The sequence below is a fragment of the Polaromonas sp. genome, from assembly GCF_030680935.1.
Taxonomy (GTDB): Bacteria; Pseudomonadota; Gammaproteobacteria; order Burkholderiales; family Burkholderiaceae_C; genus Polaromonas.
Map to the genome: position 1 here is coordinate 1 of NZ_JAUXUP010000061.1, position 17098 is coordinate 17098.

15 protein-coding genes are annotated in these 17098 nt (G+C 62.4%); all 15 read right to left on the reverse strand.

Features of this window, described 5'->3' with window-relative positions:
* Positions 1–362: 362 nt before the first annotated feature.
* Positions 363–2231, reverse strand: coding sequence for a potassium transporter Kup (locus Q8L50_RS14890; RefSeq protein ID WP_305349418.1), 1869 nt, complete (start codon positions 2229–2231; stop codon positions 363–365).
* Between the two features lie 166 nt (positions 2232–2397).
* Entirely contained in the window at positions 2398–3693 is a 1296-nt protein-coding gene (gene gshA, locus Q8L50_RS14895; protein ID WP_305349419.1) for a glutamate--cysteine ligase, read from the reverse strand.
* A 115-nt stretch (positions 3694–3808) separates the two neighbouring features.
* On the reverse strand, positions 3809–4606 hold the full coding sequence (locus tag Q8L50_RS14900; protein ID WP_305349420.1) for an FkbM family methyltransferase: 798 nt from the start codon (positions 4604–4606) through the stop codon (positions 3809–3811).
* Positions 4607–4639: 33 nt separating this feature from the next.
* Positions 4640–5950, reverse strand: a complete 1311-nt coding sequence (locus tag Q8L50_RS14905) for a glutamate-5-semialdehyde dehydrogenase (protein ID WP_370869810.1) — start codon at positions 5948–5950, stop codon at positions 4640–4642.
* Between the two features lie 19 nt (positions 5951–5969).
* Complete coding sequence (locus Q8L50_RS14910; RefSeq protein WP_305349432.1) at positions 5970–6473, reverse strand: hemerythrin domain-containing protein; 504 nt, start codon at positions 6471–6473, stop codon at positions 5970–5972.
* Positions 6474–6558: 85 nt separating this feature from the next.
* Positions 6559–6963, reverse strand: a complete 405-nt coding sequence (locus Q8L50_RS14915; protein ID WP_305349421.1) for a ribonucleotide reductase subunit alpha — start codon at positions 6961–6963, stop codon at positions 6559–6561.
* Positions 6964–6999: 36 nt separating this feature from the next.
* On the reverse strand, positions 7000–7647 hold the full coding sequence (locus tag Q8L50_RS14920) for a nitroreductase family protein (RefSeq protein WP_305349422.1): 648 nt from the start codon (positions 7645–7647) through the stop codon (positions 7000–7002).
* 19 nt (positions 7648–7666) lie between these two features.
* Positions 7667–8971 carry an NnrS family protein gene (locus Q8L50_RS14925; protein ID WP_305349423.1) on the reverse strand — a complete coding sequence of 435 codons (1305 nt, stop codon included), beginning with the start codon at positions 8969–8971 and terminating at the stop codon, positions 7667–7669.
* Positions 8972–8985: 14 nt separating this feature from the next.
* Positions 8986–11406 (reverse strand): adenosylcobalamin-dependent ribonucleoside-diphosphate reductase, encoded by a 2421-nt coding sequence (locus Q8L50_RS14930; protein WP_305349424.1) that lies wholly within the window; start codon positions 11404–11406, stop codon positions 8986–8988.
* A complete protein-coding gene (locus Q8L50_RS14935; RefSeq protein WP_305349425.1) occupies positions 11403–12671 on the reverse strand; it encodes a nitronate monooxygenase family protein in 1269 nt (422 codons plus the stop codon). Before Q8L50_RS14935 ends, Q8L50_RS14930 begins: the two co-directional genes overlap by 4 nt.
* Positions 12649–13341: a carbonic anhydrase gene (locus Q8L50_RS14940; RefSeq protein WP_305349426.1), complete on the reverse strand. Its 693-nt coding sequence runs from the start codon at positions 13339–13341 to the stop codon at positions 12649–12651. Before Q8L50_RS14940 ends, Q8L50_RS14935 begins: the two co-directional genes overlap by 23 nt.
* The gene (locus Q8L50_RS14945) at positions 13338–14210 is read right to left on the reverse strand and encodes a peptidylprolyl isomerase (RefSeq protein WP_305349427.1); all 873 of its coding nucleotides are present in this window, start codon (positions 14208–14210) and stop codon (positions 13338–13340) included. The genes Q8L50_RS14940 and Q8L50_RS14945 overlap by 4 nt, the downstream gene beginning before the upstream one ends.
* A 17-nt stretch (positions 14211–14227) precedes the next feature.
* Positions 14228–14959 carry a respiratory nitrate reductase subunit gamma gene (narI, locus tag Q8L50_RS14950; RefSeq protein WP_305349428.1) on the reverse strand — a complete coding sequence of 244 codons (732 nt, stop codon included), beginning with the start codon at positions 14957–14959 and terminating at the stop codon, positions 14228–14230.
* Complete coding sequence (gene narJ / locus Q8L50_RS14955; RefSeq protein ID WP_305349429.1) at positions 14956–15660, reverse strand: nitrate reductase molybdenum cofactor assembly chaperone; 705 nt, start codon at positions 15658–15660, stop codon at positions 14956–14958. The genes narI and narJ overlap by 4 nt, the downstream gene beginning before the upstream one ends.
* 3 nt (positions 15661–15663) lie before the next feature.
* On the reverse strand, positions 15664–17098 hold a 1435-nt coding region (gene narH / locus Q8L50_RS14960; RefSeq protein WP_305349430.1), incomplete at its 5' end, for a nitrate reductase subunit beta.

Here is a 17098-nt window from a genome sequence, read left to right on the forward strand (position 1 = left end):
AGCCCGTTTGGCCGGGCCGAGCAGCGCAGATGGAGGCGGTGTCAAGGGCGGCAGTTGTTTGAGCGAAGCGAGTTCTGACGCCCCCCGCCGTAATCGAGCAGCGCAGGTTGCCCCGTAGCGGCAGCGAAGGGGTCCCGGACAGTCGGGTCGCTTTTCTTTTGGGTACTTTTCTTTGGCGACGCAAAGAAAAGTGCCTCGCCCGCCGGGGCGAGACCCGGCTTGCAGGCAGACCCCACAGCAGGAGTCATCGAACATGGCTCCCAGATCAAGTCCAGAATGACAAGCGTGAGAAATATTTAGCTATCAATTCAATAGCTGCTGACGCTTATGGGGCAAGGGCTGCAGCCCCAAAACACCAAGACTCAAATCTCGATCTTGCTGCCCAGCTCCACCACAGAGTTATTCGGCAAATTGAGAAAATCCGCCGCCCCACTGGCGTTGTGGTGCATCTGCGCGAAGAGCTTTTCCCGCCAGGGCATCATGCCGCCGCCTATGGTGGGCACCACCACGTCGCGCGACAGGAAGTAGCTGGTGGTCATGGTCTCCAGCTCACAGCCACGAGTACGCATCTGCTGCAGGGCCTTGGGCACGTCAGGGTCATTCTTGAACCCGTAGTGGATCACCACCTGCCAGCAGTTGTGGCCCAGCGACTCGATCACCAGACGTTTGTCCAGGCCGATCCAGGGCACTTCGTGGTTCAGCACCGTGACAAACAGATTCTGGTCGTGCAGCACCTTGTTGTGCTTGAGGTTGTGCAGCAGCGCGTTGGGCACCACGCCGGGCTCGGCGGTCAGGAATACCGCCGTGCCTTCCACCCGCGCTGGCGGGCTGACAAACACCGCCTCCAGGAAACTCGGCAAGTCAATGGCGTCGGCGCGCAGCTTGCTGTTGAGCAGTGATCGACCCTGCTTCCAGGTCATCATGACGGTGAACATGGCCAGGCCGATCAGCACCGGAAACCAGCCGCCCTGGAAAAATTTAAGGGCGTTGGACGCAAAAAACATCAGGTCTACGACGAAGAAGATGCCGGTAGCCGCAATACACAGAGCCAGTGGCAGCTTCCACGCGTAGCGGATCACGAAGAAGGTCAGCACGGTGGTGATCAGCATGTCGGTAGTCACCGCAATGCCGTAAGCTGCCGCGAGATTGGTCGAGTTTTTGAACAACGCCACCGCCACCACAATCGCGGCGAACAGCGACCAGTTCACGGCAGGAATGTAGACCTGACCAGTCTCGTGTACCGAGGTATGGCGAATCTGCATGCGCGGCAGGTAGCCGAGCTGGATCGCCTGTTTGCTGACAGAAAAAGCCGCCGAGAGCAGCGCCTGGGAGGCAATCACCGTGGCCGCAGTTGCCAGAATCACCAGCGGCACCAGGGCCCACTTGGGCGCCATCAGGTAAAAGGGATTGGTGACCGATTCAGGTGTGTAGATCAACATCGCGCCCTGGCCGAAATAATTGATCAGCAGCGCCGGCATGACCAGTACAAACCAGGCCATGCGTATCGGTTTTTTGCCGAAGTGCCCCAGGTCAGCGTACAAGGCCTCGGTGCCGGTGACACACAGCACCAGCGCGCCCAACAGCACAAAGGTGGTTCCAGGATGCTGGAAGATAAAACGCAGCGCATGGTGCGGACTGACGGCACCCAGCACTTCGGGGTGCGCCCAGATGTGCGGAATGCCCAGCGCCGCGATGGCAATGAACCAGACCGCGCAAATCGGCCCGAACATGCGGCCTATGCCGCTGGTACCGTTTTTCTGCACGTAGAACAGGCCGAATATCACGACCAGCGCAATCGGCATGATGTAGTCTTTGAAGGCCGGCGACAGCAGCTCCAGCCCTTCGACGGCTGAAAGCACCGAAATGGCCGGCGTGATGACGCCGTCGCCATAAAAAATCGCAGTGCCGAAGATGCCTACGGCCAGCAGCCAGCGCCGCAGCCTGGGCTTGTCGTTGACAGCGTTGGTGGCCAGCGCCAGCATGGCGATCAACCCCCCCTCGCCGTTGTTGTCGGCGCGCAGGATCAAGGTCACGTACTTGAGGGAAACAATCACGGTGATGGTCCAGAAGACCATGGACAGGATGCCGTAGACGTTGTCCGGAGTCAGGGGCACGTAACCCGAGTTGAAGACAACCTTGAGGGCATACAGCACGCTGGTGCCGATGTCGCCGTAAACAATGCCGATGGCGCCCAGGGTAAGCGCAGCAAGTGAAGATTTTTTTCTGGACACAAAAAAATTCCCGCGTGGGCAGCGTCAGGCGCTGGCCTCAGCGGCGGGAAAGGTTGCTTTGGGGACGCTATTTTGCGCCTCACGAGCCGCGAAGCAAGCCCGCGCAGACCCCTGATCGAAAGATTTTCGGGTTTTGTTGCACTGCAACAACTTGTAACAGAACCCCCTAGTCATACACCTCGGCATCGGGATCAGTCGCTTCCAGCTCGTAACTGGCGGCCAGCATGGCCAGCCGGCCGATCACGCCGTACATGTAAAAGCGGTTCGGCCCGCTGGAGCCGGGTTTGACGCCGGGCTGAGGCAGGCGGCCGCTGTCGGCAAATGCCAGTGGCACAAAACTGGCGCCTGGGGCGTTGAGATTTTCGTCGATGCCGCGATCGGCATGCACGCGGTAGAAGCCGCCCACCACATAACGGTCCATCATGTAGACCACCGGTTCGGCCACCGCGTCGTTGATGCGCTCGTTGGTCTGCACACCTTCCTGGATGATGACCTCGGACAGCGCCTGGCCGTCCTTGGTGGTGCTCATCTTGTTTTTGGTTCTGCGGTTGAGCTCGTCCAGGTCTTTCACATCGCGCACCGTCATGATGCCCATGCCGTAGGTGCCGTTGTCGGCCTTGACGACCACAAACGGCTTTTCGTTGATGCCGTATTCCTTGTACTTGCGCTTGATTTTGGTCAGCAGCGCATCCACGTTGGTGGTCAGGCAATCCATGCCGGCGCCCTCGGCCATGTTGACCTCGCCGCATTTGGCAAACATCGGGTTGATCAGCCAGGGATCGACGCCCAGCAGTTTGCCAAAACGCTTGGACACCTCTTCATAGGCCTGGAAGTGGCGCGACTTGCGCCGCACGGACCAGCCCGCATGCAGCGGCGGCAGCAAATACTGCTCGTTGAGGTCTTCCAGCATGCCAGGGGGGCCGGCCGACAAATCGTTGTTCAGCAAAATGGTGCAGGGGTCAAAATTTTTCAGACCCAGGCGCCTGTCGGTGCGCACCAGCGGCTCCAGCGTGATCTCCTCGCCGGTCGGCAGGGTCAGCGTGGTGGGTTCGGTGATGTCGGGGCTGAGCGAGCCAAAACGCACGTTCAGGCCGGCCTGGTGGAAGATGCGCTTGAGCTGCAGCACATTGGCCAGGTAAAAGGTATTGCGCGTGTGGTTTTCAGGAATGACCAGCAGGTTGCGCGCCTCGGGACAGATTTTTTCAATCGCCGCCATGGCGGCCTGCACCGCCAGCGGCAACATCTCGGGCGTCAGGTTGTTCCAGCCACCGGGATACAGGTTGGTGTCGACCGGCGCGAGTTTGAAGCCGGCGTTGCGCACGTCGACCGAGCTGTAAAACGGCGGCGTGTGCTCCATCCATTCCAGCCGGAACCAGCGCTCTATCGCCGGCGTGGTATCCAGAATGCGCTGCTCGAGCTCGTTGATCGGGCCGTTCAGGGCGGTGATGAGGTGCGGAACCATGAAGTCCTCTGGAAAGAAAAGGCTGCAAACAGGAGAGCTTGGGCCGAAAGCCCCGGCTTCAAGCGGGACAGTAGACTCCGTCCCTCATTCCAAGACTAACAAAATTGCAGGGCATTCAGACAAAGTTGACATGCGCCAGGCAAGGATCTGCTGAATGAATGGCCAGTATGTTGATTCCCACGTGCACCTGCTTGTAGCCATGCTCATCCAGCATCCGCTTGAGCGCGACCGCATCCGTCTTGATGGTCTCAATGAGCATGATCGGCCTATGCGCCGCGATGGACTTAAGGGCCCCCGCCAGACCTTCGAGTTCCATGCCTTCAATGTCAAGTTTGAGAAAATCCAGCCTGCTCAGGCCAAGGCCGTCCACCGTGATCATTTTGACCGGCTGTCCCCCGGCGGGCGAATAGTCAATGGACTGGCCAATGAATTCATTTTTTCCGCTCTGGCGCAACTCCAGCGAGCCAAAACTGGCCGGTTTCAAATAATCCGGCTTGGGAACGGTGATACTGCCTTCTTCGGCGCCCAACGCGGCATAGTGCAGTGTCGCATTGAAACAATTGTTGATCGCAATGTTGCCAGCCAGCGCGTAAAACACCCGTTCCTGTGCCTCTACCGCGATCACCTGGCCCCAACCGTGCATGTGTTTGGCCCACTCGACAGTATGCACACCGATGTTGGCGCCGCCATCAATCGCAAGCACACCATCGCCATGGACCTGCCGCCGCAAGCTGAGCATGTCCAGGGCCAGCTGGATCTCCTGCGGATCAAAATAAGAGCTTTCAAAAATCTGATGACCGACACCATAACCACGCTTGTCATCGACCATGCGGTAGTCGTTGCGGTTGACGATCATGGTCCCGTGTCCGGAGGACACCAGGACAAAAGGCAAGGGACGGGCAATGGCTTTCATCAACGTCTGGAAAAGATCAGGGGAACACGGACGTCAAAGCCGCACTTCGCCGTTGCCCAGAACCACGTATTTCAGCGAGGTCAGGCCCTCAATCCCCACCGGGCCACGGGCGTGGAACTTGTCGGTGGATATGCCGATTTCAGCGCCCAGGCCAAACTCGAAACCATCAGCGAAGCGGGTGCTCGCATTCACCATCACGCTGGCTGAATCGACTTCACGCAGAAACCGCTGCGCATGCATGTGGTCACGCGTGAGAATCGCGTCGGTGTGGTGGCTGGAGTACTGGTTGATGTGGGCAATCGCTTCGTCCACATCGGCGACCACCTTGATGCTGATGATGGGCGCCAGGTATTCCTCGTACCAGTCCTGCTCAGTGGCGGGCAGCACCTTGGCCCCCGGCAGCTTCGCGAGCATGGTCCGGGCCTCAGCGTCGCAGCGCATCTCCACACCTTTTGCGGCGTAAATGGCGCCTATCTTTGGCAGAAACTCCGCCGCCACACCGCGCGCCACCAGCAGGCCCTCGCTGGCATTGCAGGGGCTGAATTTTTGTGTTTTGGCGTTGTCGGCCACGGTCACGGCCATGGCCATGTCGCAGGGGTCGTCCACATAGACATGACAGTTGCCGTCCAGGTGTTTGATCACCGGCACCTTGGCATCGCGGCTGACGCGTTCTATCAGGCCCTTGCCGCCGCGCGGAATGATCACGTCGACAAACTGCGCCATGGTGATCAGGAGGCCCACCGCTTCGCGGTCGGTGGTCGGCACCAATTGCACCGCCTCCACAGGCAAGCCGGCGCCCAGCAGCGCCTGCTGCACCAGCGCAGCGAGCGCCTTGTTCGATTCAATCGCCTCGGAGCCACCGCGCAAGATACAGGCGTTGCCGCTTTTGATGGCCAGCGAGGCCGCTTCAATCGTGACGTTGGGCCGGCTTTCGTAAATCATGCCAAAGACACCAATCGGCACGCGCATCTGACCGACGCGGATGCCGCTGGGCTGCTGCTTCATGCCGATGATCTCGCCGATCACGTCGGGCATGGCCGCCAGTTGCTCGCAGCCGACGGCCACGGTTTCCAGTATTTTCGGGCTCAGCACCAGGCGGTCCACCAGCGGCGCGGCCAGGCCGGCGGCTATGGCACGTTCGACATCCCGCTGGTTCGCCGCCTGCAGCGCCGCCGTCTGGCTGCGCAGTAAGCTCGCCAGGCCAAGAAGCGCTCTGTTTTTTATAGCTGTTGACGCGCGCGCCATAAGGGCTGCAGCCGTTTTTGCCTGCAAACCCAGAGTCTGCATCAGTTCCGGCAGGGCGCTGCGGGCGGCCAGGGCGTCGGGAAAGTCGGGCGCGTTCATCCCGCCATTTTGCCTCTATTCAAGGCCCGGTGACCGGCAGCACACCCCGGCGCTGCATCATGTCGCGGCTCATGCCCTGCAGCGCCGGTACGCTCAGCAGCTCTTGTGCGGCCGGGTAGGCCAGGCCGTCCTCGTCCGCCAGGTGCCGCTGGTACAGCGCGGCAAAAGCATGCAGGGCAGCAGTCTGCTCTGGCTGTAGCGGGGTCCAGCCTGCAGCCGGACCACCGGCCACCGCAGCCAGAACATGGCGCGCCGCAGGCCATGCCGCTTCCATGGCGCGATGATCCTGCAGCAGCCGTTGCACCAGGCTGCGCAGGCCGGCGTCCGGCCCGGCCAGCAGCGGCGGAAACACATGCAACTCCTCGTCCTGATGGTGCAGCGGCGCGGCCAGGTCAAAGTAGCGCATCACATCGCTGGCCGCCTGCCGGGCGGGATCGTCGCAGCCGATTTCCAGCAGATGCTGTTGCAGGCGCGCAAGCAGCGCCAGCATGCGTTCGACACGCTCATGGCAGGCAGCCAGCATTTCGAACGGCGCTTCAAAACCCGCCCCCGGCGCGTGTAGGCCCGGCAAGGCCGCCGTGGGCACGAGGCGTCGCAGCACACCCATGTCAGCCGAACTGCACCGGCTGACCCTGGGCGTCAAACGGAATGAAGGCGCCAATGTTTCCCTGCTTGATGGACTCGACCATGCGCAGCAGGGGTTCTTCCGCGTCGTCGCTGGTCGGCGCGCGGTCGGCCCGGCCGCCCAGAGCTGCCGCAAACACCAGTCCCCAGGCGTGGCCGAACTGGCTGGACTCCTGCACCAGGGCAGCAAACGAGCTGAGCTCTTCGGGACGTTTGTCCACACACATCAGCGGTACCAGCGCACCTCCCTGGCCCGCCTCAAATCGCGTACGCTGCACTGGCGTGCTGTCCTCAGGCAGCTCCACACCGGTAAAAACAAACAGCAGGCGCTGTGGCTGGCTCTGCGCGCGGGCGGCCTGCAGCAAATCGTCAAAACTCAGAATATCCATGGCTTGGTCCAGTCACAAAAAAGAAAGTCAGCCGCGCTACAGCACTGGCGCGGTCTTGCCGCAGGAAGAAAGGCAGCGAACAAAGTCAGTAGACACCGGGCGCAGCCGCGCGGGCCTGCGCGCACGGGCCGTGCCTACGCTGACAAAACACAAGGCGTGATCGGCATCCGTCAGCCCAAACAGCCGACGCAGTCCGGCGGACTTCAGGGCTTTGCCACTTGTCAGAGCCGATGCAAAGCCGAGCGCCGTTGCCATGAGCAGCAGGTTCTGTACGGCGCAGCCGGCAGACACAATACGTTCGTGCAGGTCTATCGCGGGGTCGCCACGCTGGCCATCGACCACCAGCAGCAAGAGCAGGGGCGCGCGATGCGCTTTTTCACGCGCCTGTGCCAGCTGCGCGTCGCCGGCCTGTGCATCGCGCACACGCAAGGCGTCGGCAAAAACATCAGCCAGCGCCGCTCGCGAGGCCGCCGGCACCTGCACCAGACGCCAGGGCAACAACTGGCCGTGATCGGGCGCGGTTGCTGCAGCAGAAAAAATCATGTCGAGCTGTGCGGCATCAGGGCCAGGGGCAAACAGGTGCTTGGGCAGAATCGTCTGCCGCGCGTCCATCAACGCCGCGGCCATGGAGGCCGTCTCGCGCCCGGTCAACGCGGCTTCGCAGGTACGGAGCGGAGCATGCATCAGATCCATCTTTGTGCGCTCAACCGGAGCGACCATCGGTACGCGGACGCCCGTACCAGTTGGCCAGTCGCCCACCCCATGCCAGCATCACGGCAGCCCACAGCATGGCGGCAGCCAGCAGCAACCAGGCGGCCCAAGGGCTTTGCGCGGCAGCGCCAAGACGCAGCAAGGTGGCCGCCTGCAGCAGCCAGAACAGTGCCCAAACCCGTCCGTCTGCCACCAGCGCGCGGCCGCTGTGGCCACAGGACACCCGCGTCACCATGGCCAGCATCAGCGAGGCCAGACACCCCATCGTCAGCGCATGCAGCGAGCCCAAGGCCAGCACCGGCGCGCCTTGCGCCCACCCGAGCCACTGGGACAGCCCGCCCAGTAGCAACGCCAGACCCAACCAGACAAAGCCGATGTGCAGCATCGCAAGCAGGCGGTTTTTCAGGCTTTGCACCAGCCCCCAGATGACGGCCAGCCAGAGCAACACACCCCCAGCGGCCAACTCCAGGCTGCCGCGCACCGCCATCCACCAGGCGCCCGCCAGCCCTTGAGGTGGCCCCTGCCACTCGACCCACACCGCTGTCACTTCACCGGCGGCGACGGCCAGCATCAGCCACAGCGCCCAGAAAGGCCGCCAGGCGTCGATCAGCGGCATCGCGCTGGAAGTAAAAAACGGAATCATGCGGTGCGCCACCACCATGTACACCACAACCACAAAACCCCACAGGCCGGTGAGCACCCAGGCCCGTGCCAGCGCTGGCAGGCCCAGAAAAAGACTGAGCGCCACGCCCGCCAGGCTCACGCAGCCGACCACGCAGGCCACCCCCACGCTGCGTGCATGCAGCTGGTCCTCGGCCCGGCTGCGCCGTATCAGGCGCCAGAACATCAGCGTGACCCAGCTCAGCCCGGTGCAGGCCAGAACCAGCCCGGCCAGCGCCGTCAGGCCATGCAGATGGGCGCCCGTCAGCCAGAGTAGCCAGCCGCCCCCTTGCAGCAGCAAGGGCGCCATCACCTGCCGCGCAGCGGGCGGTGCGACCGCCAGCCACTTCGGACCGGCCGTGAACAGAAAACCAGAGAAAAACAGCGGCAGAAAACCAAAGGTCATCACCACGCCATGCACCAGCGAAGGCGACAACGCGTAGGGCAAGCTCAGCAGCCCGCTGACGCGGTCCAGTTGCACCAGAGCCCACCAGACGCCTGCGCCCGTCAGCACTCCCATGGCCAGAAAAAATCCGAGCCGGTGCGGCGCCAGCAACAGGTGCGCCGCCCGCCAGCGCGGGTCCACCATCAAGCGCGCACCGGTTGGCGATTTGCCGGGTAGAACTGACGCGGCCATGCGCGGCGGCTCACTCATCCGCACACCCCCAGATGCCCGCATTGCGTACAGTAGTCGCAGCCGTCCTTGCGGATCATTGCGTGGGCGCCACATTCGCTGCATTTTCTGCCCGCCATGACCGGGGCCGACGACGCGGCGTCGACGGTCAGCTCCGAAGCAGGGACAGGGCTGCCGCCCGCTGGCCGGGTGCGCCGGGCAATGATGTTCTGCACTGCGTAGGCAATGGCCGCCACCTCGGAGTCGTGCCACAGCGGCACATGGGTGCCGTCGGCCTTCTCATGGGTTCCCAGGCGCACCGGCCCGCGGTCCCAGGCGACCTTGCGCATGTCGCCGAGTGCCCGCTCCAGAAAGCCGCCGCGCGCCGCCAGCGACAACATGCGCATGCTGGAGGTGATCCATTGCTGCGACTCACCGCTCTGGCCCACCGGCATGAAGAACTCAATCGCGCGCTCGACCATGCCTTCTCCGGTAACGGTCGGGATGGGCAGGAATGACACCACGATGTACAGCGTCTTGTGACCTTCCTGCGTCCAGTAGTCGACTTTCTCGGCCACCGCAGGCAACGCCCCTTTGGGACGGCTTTCGATCACTGTGCGCATTGGGTCGGCGGGCGCTGCGGCCTCAGGCCCGGAGGGCGTATCGATGTCCAGCACCGAACCGAGAATGGCGTTGGGCCGGTAGGTGGCCAGGCCCTTGAGCCGGGCGCGCCAGGCCTGCTGATACAGGCTTTTGAAATCTTCATACGGCGTGTCGACCGGCACGTTGACGGTTTTGGAGATTGCCGTGTCCACCAAAGGCTGCACCGCCTGCATCATGGCAATGTGGCTGGCGGCGGGCATGTCGAGCGCCGAGACAAAGTAGCCGGGCAGCTGGTTCACATCGCCGCCCAGCTCCCGGTACAGGCGCCAGGCGTGGTCTTGCACCGCATAGTCTGTGGTGCTGCCATCGGCCTCGCGCTTTTTGCGCCGGTAGGTCCACGAAAAAGAGGGCTCGATGCCATTGGAAGCGTTGTCGGCAAAGGCCAGGCTGACCGTGCCGGTCGGGGCAATCGACAGCAGATGGCTGTTGCGGATGCCGTCAACCCGGATCGCCTGTTGCAGCGCTGCCGGCAAGCGGCTGGCAAAGGTGCCGGGTGCCAGATAGGCCTGGGCATCAAATTTCGGAAACGCGCCTTTTTCGCGGGCCAACGCAACCGAAGCGGCATAGGCCGCATCTCGCATGCACATGGCGATACGCGCCGCCATCTCGCAGCCTTCGGGCGCGTCGTAACGCAGGCACAACATGGCCAGGGTGTTGCCCAGCCCAGTGAACCCCACACCGATGCGGCGCTTGGCAGCCGCCTCGGCCTGCTGCTGCGGCAGGGGCCAGAAGGTCAAATCCAGCACGTTGTCAAGCGCCCGCACCTGCGTGCTCACCGACTTCGCAAACGCGGTGAAATCAAAATCCGCCACCCCGTAGAAGCCAAATGGATGGCGCACAAAGCGGGTCAGGATGATGGGCCCGAGGTCGCAGCAGCCGTAGGGCGGCAGCGGTTGCTCGCCGCAAGGATTTGTCGCCGCAATATCCTCGCAATAACGCAGGTTGTTGTCCTGGTTGATGGTGTCCAGAAACAGGATGCCCGGCTCGGCAAAGTCGTAGGCCGAGCGCATCACGGTGTCCCACAACTCGCGCGCCGCCACCGTCTGATATACCCACATGCCGTCGGCACGCTGGAACCCGCCCTGCGCCATCAGCTCGGCACCGGGTCTGGCTTTGTGTACCAGCTCCCAGGGCTGGTCCTGGGCCAGCGCCTGCATGAAGCTGTCAGGCACACCCACCGACACGTTGAAATTGTTCCAGCGCCCCGGGGTGCGTTTGGCGGTGATGAACTCGTGCACATCGGGATGGTCGATTCTGAGCACACCCATCTGCGCGCCACGCCGCGCACCGGCGCTTTCGACGGTGGAGCAGGACTGGTCAAACACATTGATGTAGCTGCACGGGCCCGATGCCATGGAGGCGGTGGCCTTGACCTCGGCACCGCGCGGGCGGATGCGCGAAAAATCGTAACCCACACCGCCGCCACGCCGCATGGTTTCTGCCGCTTCGCGCAGGGCTTCATAAATGCCGGGGTAGCCGCCTTCATCCACGCCCTGGATGCAGTCCCCCACCGGCTGCACAAAGCAGTTGATCAGCGTGGCCTGGATGGCCGTGCCCGCTGCGCTCATGATGCGGCCCGCACCAATCGCGCCGGCGTGCAGGTTCTCCAGAAACAGCGCCTCATGCGCGGTCCGCCCGGCCTCCGGCTCCACCGAAGCCAGCGCCCGGGCCACGCGCCGGTAGATGTCTTCGACGCCGGTTTCACCGGGTTTGAGGTATTTTTCCTGCAGCACGTCCTGGGTGATGGGCTGGGTGTCCGTCAGGTCCTGCGGACGGTTGATGGGATCGCGTTTCACGCTGGCGCTCCTGCGATGGACACTGCGGGCCGGATACCGCCCAGCAGCCACTGCAGCAATTCTTGCACCGAACGGATCTGATTGCCAAACGGCAGGCGAGCAGCACCACGGAAGAAAAGGCCTTGACGCGTGTCCCCGTCAAATGCGTGGCCAAGCTGCTGATCAATACAAAACTGTCCCATGCTGCCCACACCATCGCGCAGACCACAATGGGTGAGGCAGTCAAACGACATGTTGCACTTGCGCTTGACATGTGCGGCCGCCTGGAGCTTGGGCTCAAGCCGGATGTATTTTTCAAGCCAGGGGGTGCGCACAGCGCGCGCAGGCAGGCCGGCCACGCTGATGAATTCCACCAGCTCCTCCGGTTTGGCATCGGCCAATACCTTTTTGAACGCAGGGTCGGCATCGCACTCCTGGGTCACGGCAAACGCCGTGCCGAGTTGTACGGCAGACGCCCCCAGCCCCTGCAGGCGCAGGATGTCCTCGCGGCAGTTGATGCCTCCCGCCGCAATCAAGGGAATTTCGCGCTCAATGCCGGCTGTCCTGAAAAATTCCAGCACCTGCGGAATGACCACCTCAAAATCAAATCGCGTGTCGTGCAGATCGGCTACCTTCGCAGCGCCCAGATGACCGCCAGCCAGGCCGGGGTGCTCAATCACGATGGCATCGGGCAAACGACCCTTTTTCTGCCACTTGCGCACCAGCAATTGCACGCCACGCGCGTCTGACAGGATGGGGATCAATGCGGCCTTGGGGTAGTCGCGCGCCAGATCAGGCAGGTCCAGCGGCAGGCCGGCGCCGACCACCACCGCGTCGGCACCGCTGGCCAGGGCCTGCTGCACGTAACTTTCGTAAGCACTGACGGCCTTCATCACATTCACCGCAATCAGCCCCCGGCCCTGGGCCAGGCCGCGCGCGCGGCGGATTTCACGGTCCAGCGCCTCCAGGTTGGCGCTGTCAATCTGTACGCGCGCATCGGGCTCCTTGTCCAGATGACCAGTGCGGGCCATCAGATCCGGGTGCAGGCGCCGCAAGTCCACCGACGACAGCGTACCAACCCCGCCCAGCCGTGCCACGGCGCCAGCCAGTCCGCCGGCAGACACACACACGCCCATGCCGCCCTGCACCACCGGAATCAGGTTTTTGCCGACCAACCGCCAGGGTTTGAGACCTGAATCGTCGGTCAGAGTCTGCAATGTCGCGGCAGCCGCTGCCGCATCGACGTTTGTCCGGGCGGCGGGGTCAGTTGCTGATGATTTGTCCATCGTGCTCCACATAAGGTTGGTACGGGCCAGTGCCGCTGGTAGAGGCTATCGCGGCAGGGACAAAGCTGCCTTGTCGTACATCAAAGATATGGATTTCGCCGTCCTCAATCACATAGTGCCAGCCATGCAGCGTGAGAACGCCGTTTTCGACCTCACGCCGCACCATGGGGTAAGCCATCAGCCGTTCAAGCTGCAGCACCACCACGCGCTGCTCGGTGCGGCGCAGCGCCTCGGGACTTGACCGCACGGGCAGCAAGGCCTCGCTGGCCAGCTTGAGCCAGGCCTGAAGCGCCACCGCCTCCTCGGGAACGCCTTCGTAAGCGGCTCGTATGGCGCCGCAGTGGCTGTGTCCACAAACGATGATGCGCTCCACATGCAGGCTGAGTACTGCAAATTCAATCGCAGCCGTCGTTCCATGCAGGCCATGCGATCCATCGTAGGGGGGAATAAATGCGCCGACATTGCGCACAATGAACAGCTCGCCCGGACCTGCGCCTGTCAGCAGGTAGGGCACCACGCGCGAGTCAGAGCAACCGATGAACAGCGTCTTGGGGTGCTGCCCCTGCGCCACCAGGTCCTGAAAGCGCTGCTGGTGCAGCGGAAAATAATCAGAATGGAAACGCCGCAAACGCAGCAGCAACTCGTCGGTTGTGGCGGTCTCCTCATTCATTGAACCAGGGGCGAATCGGCTCCCTCCAGCGCAATACCCTCGATATCTGCCTCCCCTACCAGCAGACTCATGTACTGGTGCAAGGCCCTGGCGCGCGACTGCAGGGTCAGCATGGCGGCGATACGCTCGCGCACGTCTTCATAGGCGGGCTCCGCGCCGCTGCGGCGTTCAAGCACATCAATGATGTGAAAGCCGAAGCGGGTGTGAAAAAGACGCGGATGCACGCCCGTGCCGCCCTGTGTGTGCTGCACATGAAAGAGCTCCCTGGCCAGTTCCGGCGCACAGTCATCCGGGCCTATCCAGCCAAGGTCGCCGCCCTGCGCACTGCTGGGGCAGTTCGACAACTCGGCGGCAAGTTGCGCAAAACGCTCAGCGGGCACCCCTTTGTGCGAAAGTTCCAGCAGAGCTCGTTCGGCATGCACCGCCAGCGCCTGGACATTGACGCCCGGCGTGACGGCAAACAGGATATGCCGCACATGCAGGGCCTGGCCCACCACAAACTGCGGCTTGTGTGCGTCGTAGTAACGCTGGCCTTCTTCTGGGGAGGGTGTGGGGCTGCTCGTCTGCTGGTCCACCATCGCTTCGATGATCAGGCGCCAGTCCTCGCTCACTTCGGGCGCGGCCGGGCCGTCATGCTCCGGCAGCAGACTTTGCCGGACCGCTTGTTGGCGCAGCAACTCGGTGTAGGCCAACTCGCGCAGCGTATCCGCGTCGGGCGCCAAGCCGTCTGCATATAACGCCACACCATTGATGCGGGCGATGGGCGTCACCTGGGGAGCCGACGCGAGGGCGGACAGGGGGGCGCACTGGCAGCTACTGCTGCCGCAGCCCTGGGACATCGGCGCGGGTGTCAAGGTCAAGTCACTCATGAATCACTCCTTGCTGTTCAACTGGATTTCTGACGCTGCTCCGGCGTCCTGCCGGGGACACCGAGGCGGCGGCTGCGCACGATCTGGTGCGGGCGAAAAATGTAGGCCACCGAGGCGAAACCACTCCAGACATGTACCAGGCGGCTGAACGGGAACAACAGGAAAATCGTCATGCCAAACACAATGTGAAACAGGTACGGCCAGGGCAGGACCGCCAGGGCCGCAGAATCGACCTCGCGCAGGGTCAGGATGCGCTGCGCCCAGTCGGCCAGGATCAGCATCACGCTGCCGTCCGCATGCCCCCAGGAATAGGGCAAGGTGATCAACCCCACCACCAGCTGCACCCACAGGATCAGCAAAATGGCCAGGTCGGTGGCATGGCTGGTGTAACGAATGCGCGGATCGAACATGCGCCGATAGATCAGCATCGACAGTCCGATGAAACAGATGAAGCCAGCAATACCGCCCGCATAAATCGCCATGCGCTGCTTCATGGCAGCGTCCATGAAAACGCCGTACACCGCATGTGGTGTCAGCAGGCCCACAAGATGGCCGAAAAACAGGAACAGGATGCCGACGTGGAACAGGTTGCTGCCCCAGCGCAGCAGTCCGGTGCGCAGAAGCTGGGACGAATCACTTTTCCAGGTGTACTGGTCGCGGTCAAAGCGGATCAGGCTGCCCAGCAGAAATACCGTCAGGCAGATGTAGGGGTAGACACCAAAAAGAAAACCGTGAAGTCCGGGGCTCATGTTTGTGCTCCTTGCGAAGGGCGTGCCCGGGCTGCGCGCGGCACGATGTGAATCGGTTGTGGCTGGTCGGGCCTGGCCTGACCTTTGGACGAACAGCCGTCAAAGACGATCGGTTCCTGCCATACCGCGTCGATGGGCTCTTCGGCAGCAATCTGGACCGGCTGGGCTTTCTCTCCGGCCAATTCCAGCAGCGCACCGAGCACGCTGGCGTAAGCACTGCCGCGCTGCTGTAGCGCCGCGAAAATGGCGTTGAATATGTGTGCCATCTCACCCAGAAACTCACGCGCCTCGTGTGCCGGTTGGGTGGAAGTGAACTCAAGCACCACCGGCAAATAGTCTGGTATCTCGCCTTCTGCGAGGTACATGCCGGCCTTCTCGTAGGTTTGTGCCAGGTCAATCATGGCGGGACCCCGGTCGCGCGAGTCACCATGCACATGTTCAAACAGGTGCAGTGAGGTAGCACGACCCCGGTCGAACAGTTCGACATAGGCGGCCTCGGTATCCAGCGGCTCGGCACTTGCAAGCGCGGCCATGAGGGTGTCCAGCTCAGCCAGGCGCTGCGGACTCAGGGCGTGCTCGTCGTGCAGTGCCACTGAAAGCGCTGACAAGTTGCCAAGCAGTTCGGTGCCGGGATAGCCGAGCAGCCGGCCGAGTACGCGCAGGCTTTTTGTCGCCAACGGAGGTTTGTTGAAAAGTGCCATGGTTCAGACCTCTACCTTGATGGGAATGGTGCGTTTCTTGTTACCGCCAAACAGGCTGACGTCGCTGGCACCGTCGGAGCAGCCGTTGCCGAAAGTAAAGCCGCAACCACCCCGCATGTCGAAGGTGTTTTCGGCGTATTCTCGGTGGCTGCTGGGGATGACGAACCGGTCTTCGTAGTTGGCAATCGCCATGATCTGGTACATCTCCTCAACCTCGGCCACCGTGAGCCCGGCCTGCTCAAGCACGGCCAGGTTCTGTACCTGGTCCACATGTTTGCTGCGCTGGTAAGAGCGCATGGCCAGCATGCGCTGCAGCGAACGGATCACTGGCGCCGTGTCGCCGGCTGTCAGCAGGTTGGCCAGGTACTGCACGGGGATGCGCATCTGCGCAATGTCGGGCAACTCGCCGTTGATGCCTATGTGACCGGCGTTGGCCGCCGAGGTGATGGGCGACAGCGGTGGTACATACCAGACCATGGGCAAGGTGCGGTACTCGGGGTGTAGCGGCAGTGCCACTTTCCATTCCACCGCCATCTTGTAAACCGGGCTGCGGCGCGCGCCTTCCAGCCAGGCTTCGGGGATACCATCCTTGCGCGCCTGTTCAATCACCTTCGGATCATTCGGGTCCAGAAAAATGTCAAGCTGGGCCTGGTACAGATCCTTGTCGTCCTCGACACTGGCCGCCTCCTGGATGCGATCCGCGTCGTACAACACCACACCGAGGTAACGGATGCGGCCCACACAGGTTTCACTGCAGACCGTCGGCTGGCCGGCTTCAATGCGCGGGTAGCAGAAGGTGCACTTTTCGGCCTTGCCGCTTTTCCAGTTGTAATAAATCTTCTTGTAGGGGCAACCCGAGACACACATGCGCCAGCCCCGGCATTTGTCCTGGTCGATCAGCACAATGCCGTCTTCCTCGCGCTTGTAGATCGAACCAGATGGGCAGGAGGCCACACAGGCCGGATTGAGGCAGTGCTCGCACAGGCGCGGCAAATACATCATGAAGGTGTTTTCGAACTGGCCGACCATGTCTTTCTGGACCTGGTCGAAGTTCGCCAGGTTGGCGTCCTTGCTGCGTTTGGAAAACTCGCCGCCGAGGATCTCTTCCCAGTTCGGGCCCCACTCGATTTTTTCCATGCGCTTGCCGGTGATCAGGCTGCGTGGCCGCGCCGTCGGGGTAGCCTTCATTTCCGGCGCCGACTGCAGATGGTCGTAGTCGAAGGTGAAAGGTTCGTAGTAGTCGTCGATCTGCGGCATGTTCGGGTTGGAGAAGATGCGCATCAGCAACTTCCACTTGCCGCCCTGACGCGGCTCGATGGAGCCGTCGGCCTTGCGTATCCAGCCGCCATTCCATTTGTCCTGGTTTTCCCACTCCTTGGGGTAACCAATGCCAGGCTTGGTTTCGACGTTGTTGAACCAGGCATATTCCGTGCCGGGC

Coding starts and splice junctions, on each gene's coding strand:
- gshA (WP_305349419.1), bottom strand. CDS start 3,693: ATGGTTCCGCACCTCATCACCGCCCTGAACGGCCCGATCAACGAGCTC.
- Q8L50_RS14920 (WP_305349422.1), bottom strand. CDS start 7,647: ATGCATGCTCCGCTCCGTACCTGCGAAGCCGCGTTGACCGGGCGCGAG.
- Q8L50_RS14905 (WP_370869810.1), bottom strand. CDS start 5,950: ATGAACGCGCCCGACTTTCCCGACGCCCTGGCCGCCCGCAGCGCCCTG.
- Q8L50_RS14900 (WP_305349420.1), bottom strand. CDS start 4,606: ATGAAAGCCATTGCCCGTCCCTTGCCTTTTGTCCTGGTGTCCTCCGGA.
- Q8L50_RS14910 (WP_305349432.1), bottom strand. CDS start 6,473: ATGCTGGCTGCCTGCCATGAGCGTGTCGAACGCATGCTGGCGCTGCTT.
- Q8L50_RS14945 (WP_305349427.1), bottom strand. CDS start 14,210: ATGAGTGACTTGACCTTGACACCCGCGCCGATGTCCCAGGGCTGCGGC.
- Q8L50_RS14915 (WP_305349421.1), bottom strand. CDS start 6,963: ATGGATATTCTGAGTTTTGACGATTTGCTGCAGGCCGCCCGCGCGCAG.
- Q8L50_RS14925 (WP_305349423.1), bottom strand. CDS start 8,971: ATGGCCGCGTCAGTTCTACCCGGCAAATCGCCAACCGGTGCGCGCTTG.
- narI (WP_305349428.1), bottom strand. CDS start 14,959: ATGAGCCCCGGACTTCACGGTTTTCTTTTTGGTGTCTACCCCTACATC.
- Q8L50_RS14940 (WP_305349426.1), bottom strand. CDS start 13,341: ATGAATGAGGAGACCGCCACAACCGACGAGTTGCTGCTGCGTTTGCGG.
- Q8L50_RS14935 (WP_305349425.1), bottom strand. CDS start 12,671: ATGGACAAATCATCAGCAACTGACCCCGCCGCCCGGACAAACGTCGAT.
- narJ (WP_305349429.1), bottom strand. CDS start 15,660: ATGGCACTTTTCAACAAACCTCCGTTGGCGACAAAAAGCCTGCGCGTA.